This window comes from Streptomyces sp. NPDC055632 (assembly GCF_053618675.1).
In genome coordinates this window covers 1-25062 of the sequence record NZ_JBSHHY010000055.1, presented here as the reverse complement: position 1 = coordinate 25062, position 25062 = coordinate 1, and the positions used below count along the sequence as shown (strand labels likewise).

The 25062-nt window shown below is 72.7% G+C and carries 21 protein-coding genes; 9 read left to right on the top strand and 12 right to left on the bottom strand.

Going from position 1 to position 25062, the window contains the following annotated elements; genetic code table 11:
* Positions 1 to 20 precede the first annotated feature (20 nt).
* The 5 genes from ACWGSR_RS35310 to ACWGSR_RS35290 form a co-directional block, all read right to left on the bottom strand.
* On the bottom strand, positions 21 to 407 hold the full coding sequence (locus ACWGSR_RS35310; protein ID WP_376242519.1) for a DUF485 domain-containing protein: 387 nt from the start codon (positions 405 to 407) through the stop codon (positions 21 to 23).
* Positions 408 to 540: 133 nt separating this feature from the next.
* Entirely contained in the window at positions 541 to 1293 is a 753-nt protein-coding gene (locus tag ACWGSR_RS35305; RefSeq protein ID WP_376242521.1) for a LytR/AlgR family response regulator transcription factor, read from the bottom strand.
* A 34-nt stretch (positions 1294 to 1327) separates the two neighbouring features.
* Entirely contained in the window at positions 1328 to 2701 is a 1374-nt protein-coding gene (locus ACWGSR_RS35300; protein WP_453573055.1) for a wax ester/triacylglycerol synthase family O-acyltransferase, read from the bottom strand.
* Between the two features lie 127 nt (positions 2702 to 2828).
* A complete protein-coding gene (locus ACWGSR_RS35295) occupies positions 2829 to 4946 on the bottom strand; it encodes a SpoIIE family protein phosphatase (protein ID WP_376242525.1) in 2118 nt (705 codons plus the stop codon).
* A 76-nt stretch (positions 4947 to 5022) separates the two neighbouring features.
* The gene (locus tag ACWGSR_RS35290; protein ID WP_453573052.1) at positions 5023 to 6237 is read right to left on the bottom strand and encodes a DUF6777 domain-containing protein; all 1215 of its coding nucleotides are present in this window, start codon (positions 6235 to 6237) and stop codon (positions 5023 to 5025) included.
* Between the two features lie 207 nt (positions 6238 to 6444).
* On the opposite strand from ACWGSR_RS35290, the gene ACWGSR_RS35285 reads away from it, so the two are divergent.
* The 3 genes from ACWGSR_RS35285 to ACWGSR_RS35275 are packed head-to-tail and all read left to right on the top strand — an operon-like array spanning position 6445 to position 9336.
* Complete coding sequence (locus ACWGSR_RS35285) at positions 6445 to 7341, top strand: YndJ family protein (RefSeq protein WP_376242556.1); 897 nt, start codon at positions 6445 to 6447, stop codon at positions 7339 to 7341.
* Positions 7338 to 7889, top strand: coding sequence for a DUF1990 family protein (locus ACWGSR_RS35280; protein WP_453573049.1), 552 nt, complete (start codon positions 7338 to 7340; stop codon positions 7887 to 7889). The genes ACWGSR_RS35285 and ACWGSR_RS35280 overlap by 4 nt, the downstream gene beginning before the upstream one ends.
* Positions 7890 to 7911: 22 nt before the next feature.
* Positions 7912 to 9336 carry a lipase maturation factor family protein gene (locus ACWGSR_RS35275; protein ID WP_453573046.1) on the top strand — a complete coding sequence of 475 codons (1425 nt, stop codon included), beginning with the start codon at positions 7912 to 7914 and terminating at the stop codon, positions 9334 to 9336.
* A 73-nt stretch (positions 9337 to 9409) separates the two neighbouring features.
* On the opposite strand, the gene ACWGSR_RS35270 is transcribed toward ACWGSR_RS35275, so the two are convergent.
* The 3 genes from ACWGSR_RS35270 to ACWGSR_RS35260 all read right to left on the bottom strand — a co-directional run bounded on the left by ACWGSR_RS35270 (position 9410) and on the right by ACWGSR_RS35260 (position 12147).
* Positions 9410 to 9580, bottom strand: coding sequence for a hypothetical protein (locus ACWGSR_RS35270; RefSeq protein ID WP_366378545.1), 171 nt, complete (start codon positions 9578 to 9580; stop codon positions 9410 to 9412).
* Between the two features lie 283 nt (positions 9581 to 9863).
* A complete protein-coding gene (locus ACWGSR_RS35265) occupies positions 9864 to 11339 on the bottom strand; it encodes an SDR family NAD(P)-dependent oxidoreductase (RefSeq protein WP_376242534.1) in 1476 nt (491 codons plus the stop codon).
* Positions 11340 to 11433: 94 nt separating this feature from the next.
* Positions 11434 to 12147 (bottom strand): (2Fe-2S)-binding protein, encoded by a 714-nt coding sequence (locus tag ACWGSR_RS35260; RefSeq protein WP_432128902.1) that lies wholly within the window; start codon positions 12145 to 12147, stop codon positions 11434 to 11436.
* A 230-nt stretch (positions 12148 to 12377) separates the two neighbouring features.
* On the opposite strand from ACWGSR_RS35260, the gene ACWGSR_RS35255 reads away from it, so the two are divergent.
* A complete protein-coding gene (locus ACWGSR_RS35255; RefSeq protein WP_453573041.1) occupies positions 12378 to 13382 on the top strand; it encodes a DMT family transporter in 1005 nt (334 codons plus the stop codon).
* On the opposite strand, the gene ACWGSR_RS35250 is transcribed toward ACWGSR_RS35255, so the two are convergent.
* The 4 genes from ACWGSR_RS35250 to panD all read right to left on the bottom strand — a co-directional run bounded on the left by ACWGSR_RS35250 (position 13263) and on the right by panD (position 15981).
* Positions 13263 to 14672, bottom strand: coding sequence for a transglycosylase family protein (locus tag ACWGSR_RS35250; RefSeq protein WP_453573038.1), 1410 nt, complete (start codon positions 14670 to 14672; stop codon positions 13263 to 13265). The genes ACWGSR_RS35255 and ACWGSR_RS35250 overlap by 120 nt on opposite strands.
* Before the next feature lie 304 nt (positions 14673 to 14976).
* Positions 14977 to 15165 (bottom strand): hypothetical protein, encoded by a 189-nt coding sequence (locus ACWGSR_RS35245; RefSeq protein WP_453573035.1) that lies wholly within the window; start codon positions 15163 to 15165, stop codon positions 14977 to 14979.
* The gene (locus tag ACWGSR_RS35240; RefSeq protein WP_453573032.1) at positions 15162 to 15506 is read right to left on the bottom strand and encodes a GNAT family N-acetyltransferase; all 345 of its coding nucleotides are present in this window, start codon (positions 15504 to 15506) and stop codon (positions 15162 to 15164) included. Before ACWGSR_RS35240 ends, ACWGSR_RS35245 begins: the two co-directional genes overlap by 4 nt.
* Positions 15507 to 15555: 49 nt before the next feature.
* Positions 15556 to 15981, bottom strand: coding sequence for an aspartate 1-decarboxylase (gene panD, locus ACWGSR_RS35235; protein ID WP_453573029.1), 426 nt, complete (start codon positions 15979 to 15981; stop codon positions 15556 to 15558).
* Positions 15982 to 16484: 503 nt separating this feature from the next.
* Between panD and ACWGSR_RS35230 the strand changes: the two genes are divergently transcribed.
* From ACWGSR_RS35230 to ACWGSR_RS35210, 5 genes are all read left to right on the top strand, one after another.
* Positions 16485 to 16718: a helix-turn-helix domain-containing protein gene (locus ACWGSR_RS35230; protein WP_453573026.1), complete on the top strand. Its 234-nt coding sequence runs from the start codon at positions 16485 to 16487 to the stop codon at positions 16716 to 16718.
* Positions 16719 to 17049: 331 nt separating this feature from the next.
* A complete protein-coding gene (locus ACWGSR_RS35225; protein WP_376242548.1) occupies positions 17050 to 17436 on the top strand; it encodes an Imm21 family immunity protein in 387 nt (128 codons plus the stop codon).
* A gap of 318 nt (positions 17437 to 17754) precedes the next feature.
* Complete coding sequence (locus tag ACWGSR_RS35220) at positions 17755 to 21795, top strand: polymorphic toxin-type HINT domain-containing protein (protein WP_453573023.1); 4041 nt, start codon at positions 17755 to 17757, stop codon at positions 21793 to 21795.
* Positions 21796 to 21806: 11 nt separating this feature from the next.
* A complete protein-coding gene (locus ACWGSR_RS35215) occupies positions 21807 to 22484 on the top strand; it encodes a hypothetical protein (RefSeq protein ID WP_376242552.1) in 678 nt (225 codons plus the stop codon).
* Between the two features lie 218 nt (positions 22485 to 22702).
* The gene (locus tag ACWGSR_RS35210; protein ID WP_453573020.1) at positions 22703 to 24781 is read left to right on the top strand and encodes a trypsin-like serine protease; all 2079 of its coding nucleotides are present in this window, start codon (positions 22703 to 22705) and stop codon (positions 24779 to 24781) included.
* Positions 24782 to 25062 lie beyond the last annotated feature (281 nt).

Here is a 25062-nt window from a genome sequence, read left to right as displayed (position 1 = left end):
GGGCGTCCGTGCGGAGGGGCTCATCGTTCGACGAGGCCGGTGAAGTCGCGTTCGTTGCGCTCGGCGCGGCGGACGTACCAGTGGGCGATGCCCCAGACGACCGGGTACACGCCGACGCCGAGGGCGAGCCAGACCAGGGCCTCGGGGGCGGGCAGCGCGAGGACGAGCGGGAGGGAGCCGACGAGCAGGGCGAGCGCGCCGAGGGCGGTGAGGGCGGCGCGGAGCTGGCTGCGCATCAGGGAGCGGACGTAGGTGTGCCCGAGGGTGGTCTGCTCGTCGATCTCGGAGCGGGCCGGCGGATGGGCGGGGCGCCGTCCGGCGGGGCGGGGGGCGCCCGCGACGCCGTGGGCGGAGGCGTGGGTGACGGTCTCGCGCCGGGGTCTGCGCGGCGGGTGGTGCTCGGACATCGGCGTCCGCTCCGGCATCTCTGGGCTTCGGGTGGTGCGGGCGGCGCGGCCCGGGACGCGTGGAGTCTACGCAGCGGGGTCGGACGGCGGTAGACCTGCGGCGACGGAGGTACGGGGGCACGGGGGCACGGGGTCAGCCGCCGGCCCGGCGCATCAGGAGGTCCCGGAGCTGGCGGGCGTGGCGGCGGCTGACGGCGAGGTCGGTGTCGCCGACCCGTACCGAGGTGGCGCCGCCGTCGAGCCGCAGTTCGTCGATCCGGGCGAGGGCGACGAGGTGGCTGCGGTGGATGCGGACGAAGCCCCGGTCCGCCCAGCGCTCCTCCAGGGCGGAGAGCGGGATGCGGACGAGGTGGCTGCCCTGGTCGGTGTGGAGGCGGGCGTAGTCGCCGTGGGCCTCGACGTAGGCGATGTCGTCGACGGGGACGAACCGGGTGACGCCGCCGAGTTCCACGGGGATCTGCTCGGGCGCGGCGGCGGGGGCGGGCGCCGCGGTGGCGTGGACCAGCTCGTGGACGCGGCGGACGGCCTCGGCGAGACGCTCGCGGCGCACCGGCTTGAGGACGTAGTCGACGGCCTTCAGGTCGAAGGCCTGGAGGGCGAAGCCCTCGTGCGCGGTGACGAAGACGACGAGCGGGGGCCGGGCGAAGCCGGCGAGCAGCCGGGCGACGTCGAGGCCGGTGAGTCCGGGCATGTGGATGTCGAGGAAGACGACGTCGACGGCGTCCTCGCCGTCGGGCCCCGACTCCAGTGCGCGGCCGATCCTGCGCAGCGCCGCGGTCGCGTCGCCCGCGCCCTCGGCGGTGCGGACGCGCGGGTCGGCGCGCAGCAGGTAGAGCAGCTCCCCGAGGGCGGGCTCCTCGTCGTCGACGGCCAGTACGCGCAGCATGCGGCGGAGTCTAGGGGGTGCCCCGCGAGGGGCGTCACGCCCTCGTATCGTCCCCCGGCGGGTCAAGGAGGTCGAGTTCGGTGGTGAGGGCGGCGGCGAGGGCGTCGAGGTCGGGGACCGCCGCGCCGTCGGCGACGAGGCCGATGTGGACCCGGCCGTCGTACGGGGACATGGCGACGGCGAGGGACTGGCCCCGGGCGAGCGGCGCCATGGGGAAGAGCGCGCGCAGCGGGGCGCCGCCGAGGGAGAGGGCGGAGCGGGGCAGCGGGACCTGGGTGACCAGGAGGTCGAAGAGGAGGCGGGCGGCGCCGGAGGCGAAGGGGGCGCCGAAGCGGTGGGCGAGCGGGGGGAGCCGGTCGGCGAGGAGGGCGACGGCCCCGGCGCCGCGGAAGGGGCCCGCCGCCTTGTTGCGGTCCATGGCGCGCCGGACGGCGGCGAGCCGGGCGGCCGGGTCGGGTTCGGTGACGGGCAGGTCGAGGAGGTAGCCGGAGAGGCTGTTGCCGGGGCCGGGCGGGGCTCCGGGGCGGCGGCGCGAGACGGGGACGAGGGCCCGGAGGTCGGCGCCGGGCAGCGGCAGGCCGCGCTCGTCGAACCAGCGGCGCAGGGCTCCGGCGACGACGGCCAGGAGGACGTCGTTGGCGGTGCCGCCGGTGGCGCGGCGGACGCGGTGGACGCGGTCGAGGGGGAGGGTCGCGGTGGCGATCCGGCGGGTGCCGCTGGAGTGGGCGGCGAGGGCGGCGGTGGGGCGTCCGTCGAGGCGGCTGGCGCGGACGACGGAGGCGCCGACCTCGACGGCCCGGCCGAGGTCGCCGAGGCGGTCCCGGGCGATGCCGAGGAGGCGTCCGGGGCCGGGGAGCCCGGGAAATCCGGAGAGCGGGGGGCGCGGGGGTACGGGGCGGGAGCGGCGCGCGGAGCGGTTTCCGGCGGCGATCTCGTCGAAGATCCCGGCGCCGATGGCGACGGCCCGCATGCCGTCGGCGAGGGCGTGGTGGAGCTTGACGAGGACGGCGAAGGAGCCGTCGGGAGCGCCGCTGAGCAGGTACATCTCCCAGGGCGGCAGGCCCCGCTCGACGGGGCGCTCCATGAGTTCGGCGGCGAGCCGGGTGGTCTCGGCGGCGAAGTCGGCGCCGGGGAGGGTCATCTCGCGGACGTGGCGGCGCACGTCGAAGTCGGGGTCGGCGCTCCAGGCGGCGCCGCCGACGGGGAGCAGGACGTCGCGGACGCGCATCCGGAGCCGGGGGACGGCGGCGGCGCGGCGGGCGAGCAGTTCCAGGACGTCGGCCGGTTCGCCGCCGGGGGGCGCGGGCACGGGGCCGAAGTGGGCGAGGGCACCGAGGTGCAGGGGGTGGGCGGTGGATTCCAGGTGCCAGAAGGCCAGGTCCAGCGGGGCCAGGAGCTCGGTGGTCACGGATGTCCTCACGTCCTGCGCGGAGGGGTGGAAGACCGCAGTCAATCGCGCACCAACAGTTACGGTCAAGTACGGTCAGTTAACGCTCCGTAAAGACCGTTGGTCAACTGTCTCCCCGGGAGCGCCCTCAGCCCTCCGGGGGCAGGTCCTCCGCGGGGACGTTCTCCACGACGAACTCGCACCACACGCACTTGCCGCCGCCCCGCGACTCCACTCCCCACGCGTCGGAGAGCTGGTCGACCAGGAGCAGCCCCCGGCCGGACACGCCCGCCTCGCCGGCCTCGCGGCGCCGGGGCAGGGCGCTGGAGCGGTCCTCGACCTCCACCCGCAGCCGCCGCGTGGGCCCGGGGAGGACCCGCAGGGTCACGATCGCCCCGCCGTCGGTGTGCATCAGGGCGTTGGTCATCAGTTCGTCGGCGACCAGCTCGATCTCGTCCGCCCGCTCCCCCGCGCCCCAGGCCCGGACCGCGGCCCTGATCATGTGGCGGGCCGAGCTGAGCGCCTCCGGGTCGCTCTGGGCCACGTGCTGCTGGAACCGGCCGGCGCCGGGGGCGGCGTACGTGCCGTGGCGGCGCAGCAGCAGGATCGCGACGTCGTCCTCGCCGCCCCGCTCGGCGACCACGTCGCACAGGTGGTCGGCGAGCTCCTGGAGGTCGGCGGGGCCGCGCCGGACGAGCGAGGAGAGCCACTGGAGGCCCTCGTCGAGGTCGGCACCCGGCTTCTCCACGAGACCGTCGGTGTAGAGCAGCAGGGTCTGTCCGGGGTCGAGTTCGAGGGTGGTGACCGGGTAGTCGAGGCGGCCGAACTCCGCGGAGAGCCCGAGCGGCAGGCCGCCCTCCACCGGCAGCCTGCGGCAGCGGCCGTCGGACTCCCTGATCAGCGGGTCGACGTGGCCGGCGCGGACCAGCTGGACGACTCCGGTGCGGAGGTCGACCTCGGCGTACGTGCAGGTGGCGAAGCGTTCGGTGTCGAGTTCGTGCAGGAAGACGGAGGCCCGCGCCATCACGGTGGCCGGGGTGTGGCCCTCGGCGGCGTAGGCGCGCAGCACGATCCGCAGCTGCCCCATGACGGCCGCGGCGTGGGTGTCGTGGCCCTGCACGTCGCCGATGACGGCGCCGACCCGCCCGCCGGGCAGCGCGATGACGTCGTACCAGTCGCCGCCGATGTCCCGGCCGAGCCGGGCGGAGCGGTAGCGGACGGCCGTCTGGGCGCCGGGCACCTCCGGGATCCGGCGCGGCAGCATGGCCTGCTGGAGCCCCTCGGCGAGGTCGTGCTCCTGCTCGTACAGCATGGCCCGCTGGAGGCTCTGGGCGATGCTGCTGCCGAGGGCGACGAGCAGGGTCCGCTCGTCCTCGCTGAAGCCGCTCCGGTCGCTGTAGAGCAGTCCGAGCGCGCCGATCGGGCGGGCCTGGGCGATGAGCGGGAGGTAGGCGGCGGCGGTGACGCCGAGGCCGCTGATGTGCGGCCAGAGCACCGGGTAGGACTCGGAGAAGTCGCGCGGCGAGTCGATGAACCGGGGGCGCAGGGTGCGGATGACCTCGCTCATCGGGTACGGCTCGTCCACCCGGGTGAAGCGGGTGCCGGGCACGAAGGCGCCCTCGGGGCCCTCGGCGACCAGGTGGATGCGGCCCGCCTCCAGGAGGCCCATGACGAGGCTGGCGGCGCCGAAGTGTTCGAGGGCGTGGGAGTCGTTGAGGAGGTCGATGACGTCCTTCACGGTCCGGGCGTGGGCGAGGGCGGCCGTGGTGCCCTCGACGACGCCGGCGCGCTTGCGGCGCCCCTCGTCGAGGCCGAGCCGGGCGGCGGACTCGGTGAGTTCGTGGGTGGCGTCGCGCAGGACGCCGACGATCCGCACGGGACGGCCGGTGTCGTCGCGGTGCACGATCCCCTGGGTGTGGGTCCACTGGTGGGCTCCGTCGCGGCGGCGGATGCGGAAGTACGCGCCGTACTGGTCGCTGCCGTCCTTGAGCGCCTGCGCCACCAGGGCGTCGAGGCGGCTGCCCTCGTCCGGCAGCACCCGTGGGTTCAGGGACACGGGGCGCCCGTCGTACTCCTCGCGGTCCATGTCGAAGACGGCGAGGGCGGCGTCGTCCATCTCCATCGTCCCGGCGAGCAGGTCCCAGTCGAAGCCGCCCATCCGGAAGGCGAAGCCGTACTCGGACAGGATCGGGGTCCCGTCCGGCGGCCCCTCCGGCGCACGGCGGACCGGGCCGCCCGCCTCCCCGCCCCCGTTGCCCGCGCTCATGGGGCCACGCTAGGCGCAGCCCCGGCCGTGCGCACCACGAAGATCCGCTCCACCGGTCGAATCCACCCCTCCGAACTCACCCCTCGAAGGCCTCGAAGGTCTCGGGCTGGTCCGGCACCACCTCGGGCGGGAGGACCTCCTCGGGAGGCAGCTCCCCGTCCGGCGGGGCCGACGGCTCGTCGAACGGGTCGGGGAGGGGTTCGGTGCTGGGGTCCGGTTCCGTGTACGGGTCGGGGACCTCGGGGGCGGGGTCCGTCGGGCCGTCGGGGTCCGTCGGGCCGTCGGGGACCGGCGGGTCCTGCGGCGGCGGTACGGGCTCCGGCGAGGCGGAGCCGTCGGGGGCGCTGGGCGTGGCCGGGTCGGACGTGCCGGAGCCGTCCAGGAGGCACGCGTCCGGGTCGCAGGAGGGCTCCACGGCGGGCTTGCGGTCCTCCTCGCCGTCGCTGCCCGTCCGGCGCTCGATCCAGGTGCGGTCGGTGGCGTTCACGATGACCAGGCCGGTGACGACGGCTCCGGTCGGGCGGACGACGACCACGTGGTCGGGGTCGAAGGCGTCCCAGGGGACGCCCGCGTAGACGCCGCCCCGGTCCGAGGCGGGGGCGCGGAGCGGGTTGCCGCCGGCGCAGCGGACGCGCGGGGCGCCGTACTGGTCGACGAGGACGGCCGTACCGGTCTCCAGGACGGCCTGGTGGGCGGCGGCCCGGCCGCCGCGGTAGCCGTGGCCGGTGACGCGGGCGTCCACGCGCAGGGCGACCGGGGTGAGGCCGCGCAGCCAGTCGGTGACGCCTGCCTCGGGGACGCCGGCGGCATCGGCGAAGGCCCGCGCCTTCTTGGCGTCCCCGGTGAGGAGGGAGGCCTGCCGTTCGACGTCGCAGCTGCCGACGGCGCGGGTGCCGCCGTAGAGGCCTGGGGTGGAGCCGGTGACCTCGCGGGCCTGCCGTTGCCCGGCGGCCGGGGGCGGGGCGGAGGGGCGGAGGGTGTTGCGGACGGTGGAGGCGGTGAAGGGGTCGGGTCCCGGGGCGGCGGCCGGCTGGAGGAGGACGTCCGGGGCGGGAGCCGCGACGGGCAGCCCCGCGCCCCCGGCGCCGGTCCCGCCGGAGGAGCAGCCGGCGAGCAGCAGGACCGAGACGAGCGCGGTCCCGGCGAGGCGCGCGCCGTCGCGGGGAGCGGCCGCGCCGCCGTGCGGAACGGCCGCGCCGTCGCGGGGAGGGGTCGCGGCGTCGCGCGGAGGGGCCGCGGCGTCGCGGGGAGCGGTGGGGGTTCGCCGCGTCCGGCGAAGGGGTGAGCGCACCTGGGTTCTCCCGACTTTCTCTCCCCCGGGCCCGGGGCCCGGTTCCGGCCAGTCCCTCATGTCTGTCGCAGCGCGCGGGCACCCGCAAGCCGAGGGGGACCGACCGGGTCACCCCGCCGGGGAGAGGCACTTGAACACGTTCAAGAAAAGCCATAGGCTCGACCTGTTGGTTGAACGCGTTCAAATGGGGGTGATGGCATGACCGCGCTGTCGATCCTGGTGGCCCCGGTCGTGATGATCGGGATGTTCTGGGTGGTCCCGACGGGTCTCGCGCTCCTCGACGGCCCGAGACCGCCCGGCTGGGACCGGCTCCGGCGCGCCTGGCCGCTGCTCGCCGCCCCCGGGGCGCTCTCCCTCTGGCTGCCCCGCTCCGGCCTCTCGGCCGGCCTCGCCGCCGTCTACGCCCTCGCCACCCTGGCCCTCGCGTGCCAGGCACCGGCCCGGCTGATGCTGACCCGGTCGCTCCGGCCGAGGGAGGTCGCCGTCCTCACCGCCCTGGCCTCGCCCTCGGTGGCCGGCCTCGCGCTCGTCGCGGAACGGGCCTCGTACCCGCTCTTCGGCTTCGACCTGGACGTCCTCGCGCTCACCGTCCCGCACTTCCACTTCGCGGGCTTCGCCGCCGCCCTGGTCGCCGGTCTCGTCTGCCGCGCCTCCGAGGACGGCCCCACCGCCCGCTTCGCCGCGCTCAGCGTCCCCGCCGGCACCCTGCTCGTCCTGATCGGCTACTTCGTCGACGACTGGGCCGAGCTGGCCGGCGCCGTCGTCCTCACCGCCGGCATGACGGCGGTCTCCGTCCTGACCCTGCGCGAGCGCCGCGCCCTCGCGGCCGACGGCCCCACCCGCGCCCTGCTCGCCGTCTCGGCCCTGGTCCTCGCCGCCACCATGCTGCTCGCCCTGAACTGGGCGCTCGGCGAGGCCACCGGCCTTCCGCACCTCGACCTGACCTGGATGGCCGCGACCCACGGCCTGGGCAACGCCCTCGGCTTCGCCGTCTGCGCCCTGCTCGCCCGCCGCCGCCTGCACGCCGACCACACCGACCACGCCGACCACGCCCCCGCCGTACCGGCCGCCCCCGCCCACCCGCGAACGGAGTCCCCGGCATGACCCGCCTCCTGAAGGACCTCTCCCGGCCCGACCGCCACCGTCCCGGCCCGACCTACCGCGAGGTCGGCGCCACCCGCACCCCCGAAGCGCTCCCCGAGGGCTACCACCACCTGCGGTACAGCACGGTCGTCGGCCACGGCCCGGCCGCCTTCGCGGCGGCGGGCACCGCCGTCACCGCCTGGCGGATGCACCGCCGCTCCGGCGCGGGCCTCGTGGCCGACGCCGACCGCGCGGGCCCCGGCGTCCGCGTGGAGGTGTCGGCGGGCGTCGGCCGGCTCCGGATCGCCGTCCCCTGCGCGGTGATCTGGACGGCGTACGAGAAGGACCGCACCGGCTTCGCGTACGGCACCCTCGCCGGCCATCCGGAGTGCGGCGAGGAGTCCTTCCTCGTGACGCTCGAACCCGACGGCGCCGTCCGGTTCACGGTCACCGCCTTCAGCCGTCCCGCCGTCTGGTACACCCGGCTCGCCGGGCCCCTGGTCCCGCCGCTCCAGCGCGCGTACGCCCGCCGACTCGCCCGGACCCTGCGGCGCCTCGTCAGGACGTGACCCCGGGCCGATACTGGAGGCGATGGAGTGGTTCACGGCGCCCGACCTCTGGACGGCCCGGATCGTCTTCCAGCGCGGCCTGGCCGGGCTGTACTTCGTGGCGTTCCTGTCGGCCGCCCTCCAGTTCCGGGCGCTGATCGGGGAGCGCGGCATGCTCCCGGTGCCGGAGTACGTGCGCCGGACCCGGCCCCGCCACACGCCCTCGCTCTTCCACTGGCACTACTCCGACCGCCTGTTCGCGACGGTCTCCCGGACCGGCGCCGCCCTGGCGCTCGCCCTGGTGGCGGGCGCCGGGGACGCCGTGCCGCTGCCGGTCTCGATGCTCCTGTGGCTGGTGCTCTGGGCGCTCTACCTGTCGATCGTGAACGTCGGCCAGACCTGGTACGCCTTCGGGTGGGAGTCGCTGCTCCTGGAGGCCGGGTTCCTGGCGGTGTTCCTCGGCAACGACGACACGGCCCCGCCCCTCCTGGTGCTCCTGCTGCTGCGCTGGCTGCTCTTCCGGGTCGAGTTCGGGGCCGGGCTCATCAAGATCCGCGGCGACCGCTGCTGGCGGGACCTGACCTGCCTCTGCCACCACCACGAGACCCAGCCGATGCCCGGCCCGCTGAGCTGGTTCTTCCACCACCTCCCCCGCCCGCTGCACAAGGCGGAGGCGGCGGCCAACCACGTCGTCCAGCTCGTCGTGCCGTTCTTCCTCTTCGCCCCGCAGCCGGTGGCCACGGTGGCGGCCGGTCTGATGGTGGTCACCCAGCTCTGGCTGGTGCTCTCGGGCAACTTCGCCTGGCTGAACTGGATCACCATCGTGCTCGCCCTCGCGGCCGTGGACGCCTCCCCGCTCACCGGCGACCACCCGCGGCCGGACCCGCCGCTCTGGTACGCCGTCCTGGTCGTCGCGGTGACCGCCCTCGTCCTGGTCCGCAGCTACCGCCCGGTGCGCAACCTGCTCTCCCGGCACCAGGCGATGAACCGCTCGTACGACCCGTTCCACCTGGTCAACAGCTACGGCGCGTTCGGCACGGTCGGCCGGGTCCGGGACGAGATCGTGATCGAGGGCACCGACGACCCGGCGCCGCACGGGGGCACCGTCTGGCGGGAGTACGGCTTCCGGGGCAAGCCGGGCGACCCGCGCCGGCTGCCGCGCCAGTTCGCCCCGTACCACCTGCGGCTCGACTGGCTGATGTGGTTCGCGGCGCTCTCCCCCGGGTACGCGCGCGCGTGGTTCGGGCCCTTCGTCGAGCGGCTGCTCGACGGCGACCGGGACACCCTGCGGCTGCTCGCCCACAACCCGTTCCCGGACGAGCCCCCGGTCCACGTCCGCGCCCGGCTGTACCGCTACCGCTACACGACCTGGCGCGAGCTGCGCGCGACCGGGGCGTGGTGGCACCGGACGCCGCTGCGGGAGTACCTGCCGCCGACCCGGCTGCGGAAACCCGCGGGCGGGTCCTGAGGCTCCGGGACGTGCCGGTGCCCCGGCCGAGGGTTCGGCCGGGGCACCGGGGGGATCGTCCCGGGGCGCCGACTCAGTCGATGCCCGGCAGGATGTGGGGCTCGGCGAGGTCTTCCTCGTAGCCCGCGAGCCGGATCGGGGCCGAGCGGGCCCAGACTTCCAGGCTTCCCAGCTCGCCCTTCCGGCGCGGCCGCTCGGTGGGTTCGTTCGGTCGCGGTTCCTGCTTGGTCAGTTCGGGTGTCACCGCGCACTCCTTCGTGTCGCGTACCTGTGGGACAAGTGCCGTGCGGTCGCGGTGGCGCCGTTCGTCGGGCGGGAGCGCGGCCTTGGTGGCGGGCCAGTCCCGGGCCGACCGTGAGGAAGGTGTGTCTCCTCGGTGGCCGACCGTGGACATCAGACTAACCAAATGAGCGCGTCCGCGCTCTACCGGGCTCGGAAGTGTGACGCGTTCGGGTGAAACGAGCCGAAAGAGCGCCCCGCCTGGCCGGTGGGGCGCTCTTGCCGGAAAGCCTGAAAAGGGGTGGTGGCTACCAGTTGGCGGGGGCGTAGTCCTTGAGGAAGACGCCGTACAGGTCCTCGCCCGCCTCGCCGCGCACGACCGGGTCGTAGACCCGGGCCGCGCCGTCGACCAGGTCGAGCGGGGCGTGGAAGCCCTCCTCCGCGAGGCGCAGCTTGTCGAAGTGCGGACGCTCGTCGGTGATCCAGCCGGTGTCGACCGAGGTCATGAGGATGCCGTCGGTCTGGAACATCTCCTGGCCGCTGGTCCGCGTCACCATGTTCATCGCGGCCTTCGCCGCGTTGGTGTTCGGGTGCCCGGCGCCCTTGTAGCCCCGGCTGAAGACGCCCTCCATCGCGGAGACGTTCACGACGTAGGCGCGCCCGCTGGCCGCCTTGCGCGCGGCCTCGGCCATCACCGGCCGCAACTTGCTGATCAGGATGAACGGCGCCGTGTAGTTGCAGAGCTGCGTCTCCAGGAGCTCCACCGGGGAGATCTGCTCGATGCTCTGCACCCAGGTGTTGGTCTCGACGACGTCCGGAAGCAGGCCGCCCGCGTCGATGGCGGTGCCGTCGAGGTGCCGGGCGATGCTGGCGTTGCCCGCGACCAGGGCGAGGTCCGCGACCTTCTGGGCCTCCAGGCCGCTCGTGCCGACGGGCAGCGCGGCCAGGCCGTCCACCGCGCCCGAGTTGAAGGCGCCGATGACGTCGTGGGCGGGCAGCTCGCCGGCGGGCAGCGGGGCGCTCTCGCCCTCGACCAGGGCGGCGTACGCGGAGGGCAGCCGGCGCACGGTCTGGGTCGCGTTGTTGATGAGGACGTCCAGCGGACCGGCCTCGGTCACCCGGTCGGCCAGGGCCACGACCTGGGCCGGGTCGCGCAGGTCGATGCCGACGACCTCCAGGCGGTGCAGCCAGTCCGCGGAGTCCTCCATCGCCTTGAAGCGGCGGATGGCGTCCTTGGGGAAGCGGGTGGTGATCGTGGTGTGGGCGCCGTCGCGCAGCAGCCGCAGCGCGATGTACATGCCGATCTTGGCCCGGCCGCCGGTGAGCAGCGCGCGCTTGCCGGTGAGGTCCGCGCGGGCCTCCCGCTTGGCGCGGTTCTCGGCGGCGCACGGCTGGCAGAGCTGGTGGTAGAAGTAGTCGACCTCGACGAACCGCGTCTTGCAGACGTAGCAGGAGCGGGGGCGCTGGAGGATGCCCGCGATCCGGCCCTCCTCGGTGACGGAGGTGGGCAGGATGCCCTCGGTCTCGTCGTCGATGCGCTGCGCGGAGCCGGTGGCCGTGGCCTCGGTGACCGCCTTGTCGTTGGCGGTCTTGGCGGCCCGGCGCTCCTGGCGGCGGCGCTGCTTCACGGTGCGGTAGATCCCCGCGGTGGCACGCCGGACGCGGATCGCGTCCGGGTGGTCTATCTCCAGTTCGTCGAGCTCGTCGAGGACGCCGAGGCAGACGGCCAGGCGCTCGGGGTCGATGCCCGGCCCGTGGTCCTGGGTTTCTTCGGTCACCGTCATGGCCTTCGGGTTCCTCGTTCGCTCGTGCGTCGCCGCTCTCGGAGTTTCGCCGCGCTCGGGCTCTCGCCGTCGTCGGGCCTTCGAAAGGGCGAGTTTACGGAGCGGGGGGCCGCGCCTCCAAACCCGTTCGGGGGGCGTGGTCGAAGACACAGTCGCCGCACAGTCCGCCGCCGGGGCAGCGGTAGTAGAGGCAGCAGCTGGCGCGGCGCAGCCGGGGGCCGCGGACCGTGCCGGCGAGGTCGGGGTGGTCGAGGAGCTCCGCGACCAGGGCGGCGGCCCGGTCGGCCGCGTCGGGCCTGCCGTGGGCGCGGGCCCAGCGGGTCAGTTCGCGCAGGGCTCCGGCGAGGGCGGAGCCGGCGTTGCCCCAGAGCAGCCGGGGCGATATGCGGCCGTCGCGGCGCAGGGCCGCGTGGAGCGGCACGAGGTGGGCCTCCTGGACGGCCGCGCGGAGGTCGGCGGCGGTGGCGGGGCGGGTCGCGGACCCGGCCCACCACAGGTCGTCGGGCGAGGTCAGGGCCCCGTCCCAGGACAGCTCGGCGGGGTCGAGGTCCGGGAAGCGGCCGTACAGCGCGGCGGGGCCGAGGGCGGTGGACCAGAGCCGGGCCGCGAGCCCCAGGTGGGCCACGGAGGCGCCGACCCGTCGCTCGGGGGCCCCGAGCCGGGCGGCGACCCGGTCCACGCGCGCGGTGAGGGGGCCGCCCTCCCCCGCGTAGATCCGGGCGAGCGGCAGATGGGCGCCGCCGGTCTCCGGCGGGGCGGTCCGCAGGGCGAAGAACCCGCCCACCGATCCGCTCTCGACGAGGTCCATCCGGCCCCACGCTCCCGTCCCGCACCGTCGTCCGCCCCGGGCCCGGTTCCGGGCCGGCGTCCACGGTAGCGCCCCGGGCGGGGGCCGGAAGACCGCTTCGCACCGGTTCCGACCTGCGTGGGCGTACAACCCGGGACGTACGCGGGCCCTCCGTACCGCGGAAGGGGTACGCGCGAAGAGGTCCTCCGGTACGACGACGCGAACGGCCGGGAAGGAGGATCGTGGAAGGCATGAGTCCACTCGCGCTGTCCGTCGTCCTGGCCCTGGTCTCCGCGGTGGCCTACGCGGCCGCGGCGATCGTCCAGGAGCGTGTCGCGGCCTCCGCCGCCGGCCCGCGCTACGCACCGCTGCGCCGTCCGGCCTGGTGGGGGGCCGTGGTGCTCAACGGCGTCGGGGCGGCGCTGCACGTCGCCGCCCTCGCGTACGGGCCGCTCAGCCTGGTCCAGCCGCTGGGCGCGCTCACGATCGTGTTCGCGCTGCCCATGGCGGCCCTCTTCGTCGGCCGCGGGGCCGGGCGGCGGGCCCGGCACGGCGCCCTCATGGCCACGGCGGGCCTCGCGGGCCTGCTGAGCCTCACGACCGGCGCCGACGCGCGGTCCCTGGGCGACGGGGACCGGTGGCTGCTCACGGGCGCCGCCTTCGGCGCGGTGGGCCTGCTCTTCGCGTGCGCGCACCTGGTGGGCCGGTCGGCGCTGCGGAGCGTCCTCCTGGCGACGGCGGCGGGCGTCTCCTTCGGGGCCGCGTCGGTGTTCACCAAGGCGGTGTCCGGGGAGTGGACGCCGGAGGCGCCGCTGGCCGAGTGGACGGCGCTCCTGGTCCTGTCGGCGTTCGCCGTGGGCGGGCTGCTGCTCTCCCAGGCCTCGTACCGGGGCGCGGGGCTCGCCGCCCCGCTCGCCACCCTCACGGTGGTCAATCCGGTGGTCGCCGCGGCGGTGGGCGTGACGCTGTTCGGCGAGGGCTTCCGCTACGGCGCGGCGGGCGCCGTGGCCGCGCTGCTGTGCGGCGCGGTCGCCGCGGGCGGTCTGGTGGAGCTGACGCTCGACCGGATGGCGCCCGCGCCGGAGGCCCCGGCCCCTTCCGCCGCGCCGGGTCGCGGGAAGGGGCCGGGGAGGGGGTCAGACGGAGACGCCGCGGGCCCTGAGATAGGCCAGGGGGTCGATGTCGGAGCCGTATCCGGGGCCCGTGCGGACCTCGAAGTGCAGGTGCGGTCCCGAGCTGTTGCCGGTCGACCCTGAGCGGGCGATGCGCTGCCCGGCGGTCACCCGCTGGCCCTCGCGGACGGTGAGCGCCGAGAGGTGCGCGTACTGGCTGTAGCGGCCGTCGTCGTGGCGGAGGACGATCTGGTAGCCGTACGCGCCCGCCCAGCCGGCCGAGACGATCCGGCCTCCGGCCACGGCCTTGACCGAGGTGCCGGTGGGGACGGGGAAGTCGACGCCGGTGTGGTAGCCGCTGGACCAGGAGGAGCCGGGCTTGCCGTAGCGGGTGCCGATGCCCGCGGAGACGGGGGCGGAGTAGTGGACCTCGGCGGCGGGGGCCGGGCGGGGCTTGACGGCGGCGGGCTTGGTCGCGGGCTTCGCGACCGCGGGCTTGGCGGCCGGCTTGGCCGCCGGTTTCGCGGCCGGCCGGGTGACCGGCTTGACGGCGGTCTCGGCCACGGGCTTGGTGACGGGCTTCGCGACGGGTGCGGTCGTCGGCCGGGGGGCGGGCCGGGGAGGCGTCGCCGTCGGCGGGGCGGTCCTGACGGGAGCGGGCGCCTTCCCGGCCACACCCGTCTTCCCGCCGCCCTGCCCCGTCCTGCCCGGCTGCCCGGCGCCGCTCGGCTGCCCGGGCTTCTTGGGCGCGGTGATGCGCAGGGTGAGGCGCTGACCGGGGAGGATGAGGTCGGGGTCGTCGCCGACGACGGGCCGGTTCGCCTCGTACAGGCGCTGCCAGCCGCCGCGTACGTTCTTCTCGCCGGCGATCTTCGACAGGGAGTCGCCGGGCGTCACCGTGTACATCTCGCGCACGGTGGGCACGGCGGTCGGATCGGCCTTCCGCGCCGGACGCTCCGGTAAGGCGCGCTGTCCGGGCAGGGAGGCCGTGCGCACCTGGTTCCCGCCGGACGGCTTCGCCTCGGCGGACCGGGTGGAGACCTCGGGCGCCGCGCCGCCCCGGGCGAGACCCGCGCGGGACCCGCAGGACGGCCAGGCGCCGGGGCCCTGCCCCTTCAGGACGCGCTCGGCGATCAGGATCTGCTGGTCCTTGGAGGCGAGGTCGGCGCGCGGCGCGTAGTGCGTGCCGCCGTACTCCTCCCAGGTGGACTGGGTGAACTGGAGGCCGCCGAAGTAGCCGTTCCCCGTGTTGATGTGCCAGTTGGAGGAGGATTCGCAGGACGCGACCTTCTCCCAGACGTTCAGCGAGGCGGCCTGGACCGTGCCCGCGCCCATCAGCGGCAGCGCCATGCCGGCGCCTCCGGCCGTGATGGTGAGCGAGGCGCGGTTGACGCGGCTCGGCTGGTGACGGCGGTGACGTCCGCGTACGGCCATGGGCCCCCCTAGAACACAGCGACAGCCGCCAAGTTAGGGGTGGCGCACGCTCCGTGACAAGCGGTTCACGGAATCCGGGCCCTCTTCCGTCACCTCCGCACGGGCGCCGGTCCTCCTCCGGCGGGGCCCGGCTGGGGCTGGGGCTCGGGTTCCGGTACGGGCCCGCCGGGCTGCGGGGCCGGGCTCGGACCGGGGTCCGGAGGGGCCGGGACCGGGCTGGGGTTCGGCGGGGGTACGGGGTTCGGGACGGGCGCGGGGGGAGGGATGGGCGACGGGGGCAGCGGGTCGGGGTGGGGGTGGGTCATCACGGACCTCTTCGCTCGTCGGGTCGGTCGCTTCCCAGGGTGGCGCGGCGGGGCGCCCGGCGCCCGTCGGACCGGCCCTTCGGGTCGGCCCCGGCCGGCCGCCTCCCGGGCTCGTCCCGCAGGGTGTCGAAGACGGGGACGTGGACCGGCAGGGTGTGCGGCGGGGCCAGGGTGCTGGTGGGGGTCACCACAGTTCCGGGGCGGCCCTGAGCTGCTCCTCGGCCGCGCGGACCACCTCGTCCGACGGCACGGGGGCCTCGTCCGGGTGGCGCTCGGCCCACTTCGCGGCGTACGAGCAGAGGGGTACGACGGGTACGCCCTCGCGGGCGGCGATCGCGTGGAGCTCGCGCACGAGCGCCCCGGCGATCCCCTTCCCCTCGTGCTCCTCCTCGACGACGGTGTGCACCGCCACCAGGGCGTGGGGCTCGACGTCGAGAGGGAAGTAGACGACGACGCCGACGGGGGCGCCCTCCTCGAACGCCTCCAGGCGTCCGTTCGCCCGGTCGTCGCGGATCAGCGGTTCGGTCATGCGCCGTCGTCCTTCCTCGGGTGGTCTCCGCCCCGGCGGAAGCCCGTGCTCAGCCGTGGGCGGGCACGGCGTGCGGGGGGCGCACCGTGTCGCTGCCGGGGACGGGCGCGGACGCGTCGTTCCCCAGCTCCACGATGCGGTTGCCCCCGTCGACGTGCACGACACGCGGCACGAAGGCCCGCGCCTCCGCGTCCTCCATCTGCGCGTAGCTGATGAGGATGACGAGGTCCCCGGGGTGCACGAGGTGCGCGGCGGCGCCGTTGATCCCGATGACACCGGACCCGCGCTCGCCCTCGATGACGTACGTCTCCAGACGGGCGCCGTTGTCGATGTCGACGATGTGCACCAACTCGCCGGGAAGCAGGTCGGCCGCCTCCATCAACTCCACGTCGACGGTGACCGAACCGACGTAGTGCAGGTCGGCCTGGGTGACGGTGGCGCGGTGGATCTTGGACTTGAACATCGTTCGTATCACTGAGGTACTCCTGGACATAGGCTCCCTGCCTGCGTTTTTGCAGGTCAAGGGCTGTTTCCACACCCTACAACGAGTCGCAAGTTCGGGCAGCTGTTCCCAGGTTTTTCAGGACTCATGCTGACCACTTGCTGACTTTCCTGACGCATCATCAGGCGATGCCGAGGGACTGCATACGCATGCCCCGACTCCACCGCGACGACCTCGCAAGCCTACGCAGTGCACCCGCAGAAGCCCTCGTGACCACCATCACTCTCGTGGTGTAGCGGCACACGATCCTTGTGGGCGCGAGGAGTCGCCACCGCAGGAAGCCGCAGACACGCGGCCGTTTAGCAGAAATCTCCAGCTGAGCAAAACCGGCTCTTCTCGTGACCATGGCCTAGCCGAGCCGACAGCTCTGACCAGTTCCACAAGACGGCCGGCAACAACATCGGAACCCGCCAGAGCGCGCAGCAATTCGGCACCGTGATCGCGCTCAGCCCAGCCTCGAAGGAGTCGCCTCAGCCATGGAACCGCAGCCTTTCGACACCACCCACCCGCGACGACGCCCATCCGTCGAACCCATCCTCATAGAGACCTCCGAGGTCGCCGTGATGCTGAGCATGTCGACGAGCTGGGTCCACAAGGAAGCTTCGAAGCTGGGCTTGAAGGGGTACAAGCTCGGCCGAGGCAAGAACGCCAAGGTCCTGTACAAAAGGGCCGAGGTCTTCAAGTGGCTGGAACAACAGAAGGTCTATTGAGAGATCATCCCGCAGCTACAGCAACAGCTTCCTTGCGCGGACGTGCCAGCGACAGAAGGACACCGCCAGAGGCTGGACTTCATGGCTTCGATGCACACAGCACGCACGGCGGACCGATCTCGGGCATACGCCTGCCCCAGGTTCACTCCGTCGTCACTCCGGATCGGCGACTGCCTCCACGCCTGACTCATATGCATGCCAGCTTCGGAACGAGCTGCCGACACTAAAGACTGTCCCGTAACTGCTGCTTGCCACAGGCGCTGAGTATTTCCCCGTGCTGGGCTCCAACGAGCCCGGGGGCGGTGTCAGTGGGCGCGGGCATACTGACTGCATGATCACCTCCTCGTCCACTGAGTCGATGGGCGGCCCTCTGATCGTCGTCCCCGTCTCAGCCCTGGCTTCCTGGGGCGGGTGCACGAAGGATGGTCTTATGGCGGGAGGCGCCACCGCCCCAGACGACTACGACCGGGCCTGCGCGGTGGACGATCTGGCCGGTGTGATCCCCATCGACGAGAACGGTGCGCAGGCACTGGTGCTGGCGGACGAGCCGGCGAACAGCTGCTATCTGCCCCAGCACCGAGCGTTCCTGCGGTGGCTCGCCGCCGACTCCGAGGCCGGACTGAGAGCCGCAGCAGACCCTTCACCGGTCGCCTCGCTCTCGCAGAGCATGTCCCGTGGCCGTGCTCAACCGCAGCTCCGGCATCTTCCAGATTGCTGAGAAGAGATTCGATTTTCGTACAACCATGTTGACGCTTGCTTAGTCACTCTTTATTGAACGTCGAGCCGCACCTGGGGCAAGGAAGCCCGCAGGGGGTGCCGCCGTCGCCTGGCCTGGGGAGCGTCTTGGGTGGCGGCCGGCTGTGCGGCATGCCCGGCGAGCCGCGCCGTGCCGGCCAGGTGACCACCCTGGCCGGCTTCGTCATGCGCACGTTCGACGATCCGCGATTTGAGGGGAAAGCTTTTCGTGCGTCGAGCAAGAAGTCTCTGGGGGCCAGTGGACCGGGGGTGGCGTCCGCTGCGACAGACAGCGGGCGGGGTGCTGCCTCTTGCCCTGCTGTCCGGACTGGTGTCGGCAGCGCCGGCGGCGGCCGCAGAGCCAGTGGTGAGCGAGCGGGGTCAGGTCCTGGCCGCGTGGAAGGGCGGGGGTCCCGCGACGAAGGCGGCCGCCGGTGTGGCCATGACCGGCTCGGACTCCGACATCCGCGCGTTCCTGGAGAAAGGCCGGGCGATCGCGGAAAACCTCGATGACCGCGAGGCCGCGCTCCAGGTCGTGGCCGATGCTGGGCCGGCCGTCCGCAAGGCGGCCGAAGCCGCGCTCGCGGGTACGCCCAAGCAACTGGACACGTTCCTGAAGGAGGGGTGGAAGGCACCCCTGGCCCAGGACCAGCGGGTCCAGGCGGCAGCCATCGGGGAGACCGGCGGACGCGCGCTGCACGCTGCTGCGGAAGCCGCACTGAACTCGGACATCGAGGCGGTGCGGGAGTTCCTGAGCGAGGGGCAGTACAGGAAGCGGGACTCCGACGCCCGCGTACGGGTGGCCCAGCTGGAGACCGCGGGTGGTCCGAAGGTGCGGGCCGGCGCGAGTGCGGCTCTCAACGGGTCCATCGAGGACGTCCGAGACTTCCTCAGCTTCGGCCAGCATGTGGCGCGGGCGCAGGACCAGGAGTTCGCCTCGGTCACGGAGCTTGCTCAGCAGGCCAACGAGGCCGGTGATGCGGCGGAGCGGGAGAGCAAGGCCGCGAAGGAGTCCGCGGACAAGGCGATCACACTGGCGCGCCTGGCGAAGGAGGAGACTCAGCGGGCGGCCGCGGAAGCCGCGCTGGCAAAGAAGGATGCCGATCGGGCAGCCGACGCGGCGCGGCGGGCGGCGGAGTCGACCCGCAAGGCTGCGCAGGCCGCGCAGGCCGCCATTGCGGCGTCGCGTTCCGCGAACGCGGCGGCCCAGGTTGCTGCCGCAGCGGCGGGTGCTGCCGCGAACGCGGCGGCGGGTGCCGCCCGTGCTGCCACCGCTGCGCTGAACAGCGCCGCCAACGGTAAGCGCGACGAGATGTTGTCCGCGCAGGCTCTGAAGGCTGCGGAGGCGGCGGAGTCCGCGGCGAACGCTGCGGATCGGGCTGCAATCGCCGGTGACGCCTCGGCTGCCGCTGCACGCGCCGCCGCATCCTCGGCCGCCAACGCCAACGCCACTGCCTTGGCAGCGGACGAGGCAAGCGGGTACGCCGAGGAAGCAGGTGCCTCATCGGACGAGGCCCGTGCTGCTGCTGCCGCCGCCCGCCGTCACGCTGCTGAGGCGACCCGGGCTGCGAACGCTGCGGCCGGCCATGCGGCCGACGCCGCCCGGCAGGCCCGGGCGGCGCGAGATGCCGCGCGCTCCGCGGCCCAGCACGCCCGCAACGCGGCCGACGCCGCGCTGAAGGCCGGTCAGTACGCGGCTGGTTCCAAGGAAGCCGCGCTGGACGCGAAAAAGCACGCTGACGCCGCTCTGCTGCGTGCCAATGAGGCCGTGGCAGCAGTGGACAAGGCCAAGGACACCCACGACCTGGCACGCAAGGCTGAGGCCGAGGAGCTGGCTGCTCGCAAGGCGACCGGTATCAACCACGCCAAGGACGCGAAGGCCGCCTACAACGCCACGCTTGCCGAGAGCAAGAAGGCCGCAGCCGAGTCCGACAAGCTCCAGGACGACTTTGCCCGCCTTGCGCAGGACGCCGCCCAGCCGGCTGCGGACGGCGCCGTGATCGCGGCGACCGGCCGCAAGCTGGCGCTGGCCGCTCTGGAGACCCAGAGCGACTGGAGCAAGGCCGCAGCCGAGGGGGCGCTGGCCTCCGCGGACAACGCCGTCGTGGTCGAGTATGCCCGCGTCGGGTGGCGCTCGGCGTTTCAGCAGGACGAGCGCGATCAGCTCCGCTCCCTGGCACAGAACTCGGAGCACGAGGCCGTGGTCACCGGCGCCGAAGCGGCACTGACCGGGGACGCAGCACAGATCCATGCCTACTTGGAGGTCGGCCAGTACGCGGCCGCCGCCTCCGACCTGCGCGTCGAGGTTGCCCGCATTGGCGAGGCCGGCGGTCCGGCCGTCAAGAGTGCAGCTGAGAAGGCGATCAACGACATCGGCTACCAGCCGCTGCTCGACTTCCTCACCACCATCCAGTACTCCGCGCGCAACAGCGACAACCAGGTCATCGTGGCTTCTCTGGCCGAGAACGGCGGGCCGGAGGTCAAGGCCTATGCGGAGATCGCACTGGAGAGCCCTGCGCCGTCCCGGCATGCCTTCATCGAGCGGGGCCAGTACAAAGCCGCTCAGCGCGACCAGGCCAACGCTTCACACGTCGCGCAGATCCAGCATGTGATCGCCGGATCCGCGCAGGTTGCGGCCCTCGCCCAGCAGCGCGCTGCAGAAGCCCTGAAGACCGCTGCCGTGGCGTTGAACGCGTCGAGCGATGCCGAGGTCTACGCCCAACAGGCACAAACCTACGCTGCCAATGCCGCGGGGTACGCTCAGCAGGCGGACGCCTCCGCGGACCAGGCCGAGGCCTCCGCGAAGAAGGCAGCGGCCCACGCTGCCACCGCGCGCGAGGCGCAGCGACAAGCGCAGGTCAGCGCGAGCAACGCCAACGCGTCGGCTCTCTGGGCCGAGGCGAGCGCCGGACTGGCCCGGGAGTACGCCGCGACCGCCGTCGCTGCCGCGGAAGCCGCACGCCAGTCCGCCATCAGCGCCGGCAAGAACTCCGACCAAGCGGCCGCCATCTACCAGCAGCACCTCGACACTTACCTCGCCGAACAGGCGCGGGCTGCCGAGCGGACGTGGTGGGAGAAGGCCTATGGCAAGTACACCCAGCTCCGTGACGCCTTCGGTGAAGCCGTCGACGTCGGCTTGGAGATGGGCAAGTCGGCCCTAGTCTGGTGGATAACGGCGACGCCGGATCAGAAGGCGAAGTTCTATCTCGAGTTCGGTCACTTCGCTCTCGACATCATCGGTCTCATACCCGGGTATGGTGAGATCGCCGATGGCATCAACTGCGCCGCTTACGGGATCGAAGGCTACGTCACCGACGACAACAGCAAATACATCGACGCCGGACTGTCCTGCGCGTCAATGATTCCCGTCGCGGGATACGCTGCCGCCGTCCCGAAGACCATCAAGTGGTCGAAGAAGGCCGAGAAGCTCTTCGAGACCCTCAACAACCTGCGAAAGCGGGACATCGACCTTCCCAACTGCCTTACGCCCAAGCACAGCTTCCCCGCCGGCACGCCGGTGCTGATGGGTGACGGGACCACTCGCCCCATCGAGCAGGTCCGGATCGGCGACATGGTGCAGGCCGCCGACCCGACCACGGGGGTTTCCGGCCCACGTCGGGTCCAGACCACCATCCACACGCCCGACGACCGCGACTTCACCACCGTCACCCTGGACGCGAACGCCGGCGGAGGCACGCTCACCGCGACCGGACACCACCCCTTCTGGGCGCAGAACCGGGGCGACTGGACTGCCGCGGCCGATCTCAAGCCCGGAGACACCCTCCGCACTCCGTCCGGTGCCACCGCACAGGTCGCGAAGGTCTCCCACTGGAAAAAGTTCCAGCCTGCCTACGACCTCACGGTCAACGAGGTCCACAGCTACTACGTCCTCGCCAAGGCCACCCCGGTCCTGGTCCACAACTGCACCGACCTCATCCGCGCCGAGAAGGTAGACAAGAGGGCGCACACCATCAAAGAGCACGTGACCGTGAGTACAGCGGAGATGAAGCGGCTCGCCAAGAAGAAGTCGGACGATCAAAACGGCGCGCCCGCCCGTAATTCCCGCTGGAAGGACCTCAAGACGGCTCAGGACGCGGTAGACGCTCTCGTGGCCGACCCCAAGAACGCGGAAAAGATCAGAAAGTTCGTGATCAAGGCGGGTAAGGGCGGACCGACGGAGCTTCCTCTCACGGGTACGTACGGCACGGGTTCACTTGGAGACGCTTACGACCATCTTGGGAACCATATTCCCGATCTCAGCAACAGGTTCACTGTGGTGATCGTCGCCAAACCGGGATACAAGCCCGGCGGCTACTTCATCAAAACCGCTTATCCCGAGTAAGGAAGAGCATCATGCACGAGCCAGCCGTGCACCGTGATTGGGTGGAAGACGATTTCGGGGTGACCGCACTCGGCTCCTCCTATCACAACGACTGGAGCCGGTACACCAACGACCCGGTCAAGCATGCCCTGACCTATCTGGGGCCGACAGGTGATCCCGCCTTTCCGATCCTGCTGATCGAAGATCTGCAGCGACTTGTGTCCTCGCCCCTCTCTGGTGAGGAACTGGGTCGGCTGTGGGGTGCTCTGGGAGGGCCGCTCGGTGGCTCGCCCACGTTCGCCGGGGCTGAGCGGGCCTGGTTTCACCGGCTCCTGGCGGAAGTCACCCGACTCGCCGTCGCCCGCGGCGCGCGGGAAGCGCTGTGGGCGGAACTGCCCGCGTGCACACCGGAGCCGTCGGGGACGGCGGCGGCCGAGCATCAGCGGTTGATGCCGGAAGTGCTGGCAATGGCCAGGCTCCTCGACCGTTCACGTGCCGGTGATGGTGGGCCGGCTTCGGCCACCGGCCAGGCCGTCGAGCGGTGCGTCACGCTGGTCTGCCCTGAGCTGGGATTCCGCTTCCTGCTGCATGCTCTGGGCCGCTTCGGCTGCGGCCTGACCGTATCCGAGTACGCCCGGCTGGAGGAACTCAGTTCGGCGTTCGGCCACGGGCCCTTCGTAGTCGACGCACACCGCTATCTCCTGCGGTGACATGGTTCCCCCGAGGTCCTGGACGGGTTTGACGGCCCGTCCAGGGCCCCGCGATTTCCGGGTCGGTCCGTTGGTGGTTATGCTGCTCGACGGCCCCCAGGCGATCCTCCCGAACCGCGATGAAGCGGCCGGGTCTCTCTTTGCGTTTCCCGCATGTCCGGGAACACTTCAACGGCACCTTCGGATCGTCTCCTGGGTGCGCTTTAGAAAGCGATCACATGGCCTTGCGTACACGCTGGTGGCTGCCCGCCGCCACCGCGGCTGCTGCTGTCCTGCTGGGGACCGTGACTCCGCTCGCCTCCGCCGCAGGCGAGCCGGCGGCCAACTCCGGTGCCTCGTTCGTCTACGAAGACGGCTCCTACCCCAACAGCGACCAGGTCTTCGCCGAAACCGGCGCCCGGCTCGTCCGCGGGGACGGCGGCATCACCTACACCTCCTGCTCCGGCCCGTACCAGATCAAGATCTGGGCGCGCGGCATCAAGCTGGACGAGGAGCGCATGTGCTTCGCCGCCCCGCGCGGCACCGGCTTCCTGACCGTCAACATTCCCGGCGCCTACCGGATCCAGACCTACGAGCGGTCGGTGAAGGCCAGCATCTCCGTCAAGGACGAGCAGAAGATCCTTGACTTCCCGGCTAACACCGGGAAGGGCTTCGGTGAAGCCGGCGCCGAGCAGACCGAAGCGGTCCTGCTGGAGATGCGCGTCACCGGCACTACGGCCACCACGCCGCCGGGTGTTTCCGCCGACCCCTTCGGGCTCGGCTTCAACGGCAAGCTGACCATCGGCGACTCCAAGCGCACCTGTTCCGCCGCGCTGGTCGACCCGGAGTGGGTCATCTCGGCCAAGAGCTGCTTCGCCGACAACCCCGCCGAGGCCAACACCGTCGCGGCCGCGGCGCCGAAGGACAAGACCACCGTCGTTCTCGGCAAGCCGCACACCGCCCTGGCTGGCGGGCACACCAGCGACATCGCGCAGTTGGTTCCCCACCCCGACCGGGACCTGATCATGGCCCGCCTCGCGAAGCCGACGACCAACATCACGCCGGTCCCGCTCGTCTCCGGCGCACCCGTCACGGGTCAGCAGCTGACCGTCGTCGGCTTCGGGCGTACCAAGACCGAGTGGATTCCCACCTCCCGCCACGACGCGAAGTTCGCCGCCGGGACCGTGGAGGCGGCCGGCTTCGACCTCGCCGCCGCGGATCCGGCCGACGCGACCGTATGCATGGGCGACGGTGGCGGTCCCGCGCTTCGCCGCACCGGAGTCAACACCTACTCCCTCGCCGGCATCGTCAGCCGGTCCTTCCAGGGCGGCTGCCTGGGCAGCAGCGAGACCCGCACCGGTGCGTACGCGAGCCGGGTCGACGACCTCGGCGGATGGATCGCGCAGGCTCGCTCGCTGACTCCCGGCTGGAAGACCGAAACTCTCGTGCAGGCCGGCACCGGCCTCTACCAGGGCATCCGCCTGGCCGACGGCTCCTGGACCGGGTTCACCGACGTCCAGGCTCAGGCGACGAACATCGGCGGCGTCCGGACGGCCGCCGCGGCCGGCATCAACGCCGACACCCACGTCGTGGCCCTCGGCGGCAACGGGAAGATCTACCACACCGTCCGCAAGGCCGATGGCACCTGGGGGAACTTCGGCCACGTCGGCGACGTCGCTGGCACCCTCAGCAACGTCACACAGGTCTCGGCCGTCTCCGTCGGCAACGACCTCCACGTCGTCGCGGTCGCCAGCGGCAAGGTCTTCCACTCCCTGCGCAACGCCACCGGTAACTGGACCTCCTTCGGTGACGTCGCCGGCGCCGTCGGCCCGATCGGCACCGTGACCGCTGCCGCCACTGCCAGCGTGGGCGGCGAACTCCAGCTCATCACCGTCAGCGGCGGCAAGGCCTACCACACCATCCGCAATAGCGCGGGACAGTGGAGCACCTGGGGCAACGTCGCCGGCGCCGCCGGCACGACCGGCCCTATCACCTCGGTGAGCATGGCCGGCACCGGCGGCGACGCACAGATCGTCATCGCCACCGACAACGGCACCCGCCAGTACCACGCCATCCGCAAGGCCGACCGCACCTGGACGACCTTCGGTGACTTGAAGGACTACCTGGGCACCGTCACCGTCAAGTCCCTCGGTGCCGCGCACGTAGACGGCGAACTGCAGCTGACCGCCACCACGACCGACAACAAGCTCCTCCACATCATCCGCCACGCCGACCGCACCTGGACCCCGACCACCACGGTCAGTCTCCAGGGTGTGACCGGAACCCTCGGCACCACCGCGATCACCGGCACCCTCTAGCAGGTGTGCCCTTCGCCGAGCCCTCGACCGGCGAGGCGAAAGCGCTGAATCACGTCGAGCTCGGAGCCCAGAGCTCCGGGCTCGACCAGCTCCACCGGCATGGGCCTGACGCTGACGACGGACGCAACTGCTCAACGATCCAGTCACCATCGGGCTGATCACCGCCGGCGAAATCGTCGAACATTAAGAGGTTGTCTCACGTGGTGGCTCAGCTATCCAACTGTGCTCGTGAGAAACATCTGGAACTCTGCAGCGAGGTTTCGCATCTCCTCGCCGGCCGC

Bases quoted from the DNA above. Each gene is read 5' to 3' on its own strand.
- ACWGSR_RS35280 (WP_453573049.1), top strand. From the start codon at position 7,338: ATGACCCGCCTCCTGAAGGACCTCTCCCGGCCCGACCGCCACCGTCCC.
- ACWGSR_RS35215 (WP_376242552.1), top strand. From the start codon at position 21,807: ATGCACGAGCCAGCCGTGCACCGTGATTGGGTGGAAGACGATTTCGGG.
- ACWGSR_RS35265 (WP_376242534.1), bottom strand. From the start codon at position 11,339: ATGACGGTGACCGAAGAAACCCAGGACCACGGGCCGGGCATCGACCCC.
- ACWGSR_RS35210 (WP_453573020.1), top strand. From the start codon at position 22,703: ATGGCCTTGCGTACACGCTGGTGGCTGCCCGCCGCCACCGCGGCTGCT.
- ACWGSR_RS35295 (WP_376242525.1), bottom strand. From the start codon at position 4,946: ATGAGCGCGGGCAACGGGGGCGGGGAGGCGGGCGGCCCGGTCCGCCGT.
- ACWGSR_RS35240 (WP_453573032.1), bottom strand. From the start codon at position 15,506: ATGACCGAACCGCTGATCCGCGACGACCGGGCGAACGGACGCCTGGAG.
- ACWGSR_RS35225 (WP_376242548.1), top strand. From the start codon at position 17,050: ATGATCACCTCCTCGTCCACTGAGTCGATGGGCGGCCCTCTGATCGTC.
- ACWGSR_RS35250 (WP_453573038.1), bottom strand. From the start codon at position 14,672: ATGGCCGTACGCGGACGTCACCGCCGTCACCAGCCGAGCCGCGTCAAC.
- ACWGSR_RS35255 (WP_453573041.1), top strand. From the start codon at position 12,378: ATGAGTCCACTCGCGCTGTCCGTCGTCCTGGCCCTGGTCTCCGCGGTG.
- ACWGSR_RS35275 (WP_453573046.1), top strand. From the start codon at position 7,912: ATGGAGTGGTTCACGGCGCCCGACCTCTGGACGGCCCGGATCGTCTTC.
- ACWGSR_RS35260 (WP_432128902.1), bottom strand. From the start codon at position 12,147: ATGGACCTCGTCGAGAGCGGATCGGTGGGCGGGTTCTTCGCCCTGCGG.
- ACWGSR_RS35305 (WP_376242521.1), bottom strand. From the start codon at position 1,293: ATGCTGCGCGTACTGGCCGTCGACGACGAGGAGCCCGCCCTCGGGGAG.
- ACWGSR_RS35230 (WP_453573026.1), top strand. From the start codon at position 16,485: ATGGAACCGCAGCCTTTCGACACCACCCACCCGCGACGACGCCCATCC.
- ACWGSR_RS35310 (WP_376242519.1), bottom strand. From the start codon at position 407: ATGTCCGAGCACCACCCGCCGCGCAGACCCCGGCGCGAGACCGTCACC.